Annotated in this window: 3 protein-coding genes; all 3 read left to right on the plus strand. The window is 28.0% G+C overall.

Going from position 1 to position 2,576, the window contains the following annotated elements; translation table 11 throughout:
* The first annotated feature begins 5 nt into the window (after positions 1 to 5).
* On the plus strand, positions 6 to 1,076 hold the full coding sequence (locus VLM92_RS13015) for an alanine--glyoxylate aminotransferase family protein (RefSeq protein ID WP_325276766.1): 1,071 nt from the start codon (positions 6 to 8) through the stop codon (positions 1,074 to 1,076).
* Between the two features lie 36 nt (positions 1,077 to 1,112).
* On the plus strand, positions 1,113 to 2,051 hold the full coding sequence (locus VLM92_RS13020; RefSeq protein WP_325276764.1) for a D-2-hydroxyacid dehydrogenase: 939 nt from the start codon (positions 1,113 to 1,115) through the stop codon (positions 2,049 to 2,051).
* Positions 2,052 to 2,087: 36 nt separating this feature from the next.
* On the plus strand, positions 2,088 to 2,576 hold a 489-nt coding region (locus tag VLM92_RS13025; RefSeq protein ID WP_325276765.1), incomplete at its 3' end, for a DUF1015 domain-containing protein.

Consider the following 2,576-nt stretch of genomic DNA (forward strand, 5'->3'; position numbering starts at 1 on the left):
TATATATGGGTAAAAAACTATTCATACCAGGACCTATAGATGTAAAAAAGGAAGTACTTGAAAAAATGTCCACACCTATGATAGGTCATAGAAGTGGAGATGCATCTACTCTTCAAAAGAATATAAGTAAAAAACTAAAAAAGCTATTTTATACTGATAATGCTATATTATTATCAACATCATCAGGCACAGGTCTGATGGAAGGCGCAATCCGTTGTGCTACATTGAAAAAGGCAGCTATATTTTCCTCCGGAGCATTTGGAGATAGATGGTATAAAATGGCTATAGCAAATAATGTGCCTGCAGATTTATTTAAAGTTGAAGAGGGTAAAGGCGTAGATATAGAAATGATTGAAAAAGTATTAGCAACTGGTCAATACGATGTTATAACTATTACACATAATGAGACTTCTACAGGTGTAAGAAATCCTATAGAAGAAATTGGAGAAATTGTAAAAAGATATGATGATATTATATATTGTGTAGATGCAGTTAGTTCAGCAGGAGGAATAAAAATAGAAGTTGATAAGATAGATATTGATATATGTATCACTTCAGTACAGAAAGCATTAGGGTTACCTCCAGGTATGTCAATATGTACTTTTTCTCAAAAGGCTATTGAAAGAGCAAAACAAATTCCTCATAGAGGTGTATATTTTGATTTATTGGCAATGTATGAGTATATTTTAAAGAAAAACTACCAATATCCTTCAACACCTTCTCTTTCTCATATGTTTACTTTAGATTTCCAATTAGATGAAATTTTAAAAGAAGGATTAGATAATAGATTTAAAAGACATGAAGATATGGCAAATTTAGTAAGAGATTGGTCTAGAAAACATTTTGAAATATTTACAGATGAAAATTATTTATCAAATACTATTACTGTAATAAAAAATACAAAAGGAATTAATTTATCAAATTTAAATAAAAAGCTTCAAGAAAGAGGATACCAAATTGCTAATGGATATGGTGATTTAAAAGAAAAAACATTTAGAATATCTCACATGGCTGATTATACTTTAGATGATATAAAAGGATTATTGAATAATATTGATGATATATTGAGATTTTAAAATAAATAAAGTTGTATAGATGGAGGTATTATTGAGATGTATAATATTTTGATTACAGAGAGAATTGATAGAAAAGCTATAAATAAATTAAAAGAATTGAATTTTAATGTTATAGAAGAATTTTATGATCAAAATGAATTAGGAAATAAGCTTAGAGATTTCGATGCAATAATTATGCGCTCGGTGACTGAGATTACTAAAGAAGTTATAGATAAAGCATGTAAAAATAGTAAACTGAAATTAATAGTAAAGGCTGGTGTTGGCATAGATAATATAGATGTGGAATATGCAATGAGAAAAGGTATAAGCGTTATAAATACTCCTAATTCAAGTACTCTATCAGTGGCGGAGCTTACAATAGGTCATATATTTGCGATATCAAGATTCATAAATATTTCTAATGTAGATATGAGACAAGGCAAGTGGGAAAAGAAAAAATATAAAGGTACGGAAATCAACGGAAAAACATTAGGAATAATTGGTTTAGGGAGGATTGGAAAGGAAGTTGCAAAAATGGCAAAAGCCTTGGGTATGAATGTTATTTATAATGATATATTAGGAAAATTTGAAGGTTATGATAAGTATAAATTTTGCAACTTAGATGAACTGTTATCAAAATCAGATTTTATATCTTTGCATATTCCTTATGATAAAAATATAGGTACAGTAATAACTAAAAAAGAAATAGAAAAAATGAAAGATGGGGTATATTTAATAAATTGTGCTAGAGGCCGAGTAATGTCTGAAGAAGATTTATTAGATGGATTAAATAATGAAAAAATAAAAGGTGCAGCACTGGACGTATTTGAAGTAGAGCCCACTACAAATATGCAACTTATTAATCATCCGAGAATTTGCGTAACTCCTCATATAGGAGCAACAACAAAAGAAGCTCAAGAGAAAATAGGAGACGAAGTAGTTAATATACTAAGAGATTATTTTAATATAGATGATTTTGTAGAAGTAGCTTTATAAAAAATTGCAATTTTTGAAAAAAATGGAGGAATAATAATGGCTATAATTAAAGCATTTAAGGCCTTAAGGCCTAAAGATAAACTTGCACATAAGGTTTGTGCACTCCCATATGATGTAATTAATAGTGAGGAAGCTAAAATACTAGCAAAAAATAATTCATATTCATTTTTGCATATAGATAAGCCAGAAATAGATCTAGATGAAGATGTATATGAATATGACGAAAAAGTATATCTTAAAGCAAAAGAAAATTTAGATGAATTTAGAGAAAATAATATTTTAATAAAAGATGAAAAAGAAAGTATATATATATATAAACAAGTAATGGATGGTAGATCTCAAGTGGGAATAGTAGCTTGTGTATCAGTAGATGATAGTTTAAACGGAATAATAAAAAAACATGAGTATACAAAACCAGATAAAGAAAAAGACAGAACAAATCATATAAGATACTGCAATGCCAATACAGGAACAATTCTAATCACATATAAATCAAAACAATCTATAAATGAATTAATAAATAAA

The sequence above is a fragment of the Romboutsia sp. genome, from assembly GCF_035470145.1.
GTDB lineage: Bacteria > Bacillota > Clostridia > Peptostreptococcales > Peptostreptococcaceae > Romboutsia_D.

What these genes read in the sequence shown, in the direction of transcription:
- VLM92_RS13020 (WP_325276764.1), top strand. Translation starts at nt 1,113, where the DNA reads ATGTATAATATTTTGATTACAGAGAGAATTGATAGAAAAGCTATAAAT.
- VLM92_RS13015 (WP_325276766.1), top strand. Translation starts at nt 6, where the DNA reads ATGGGTAAAAAACTATTCATACCAGGACCTATAGATGTAAAAAAGGAA.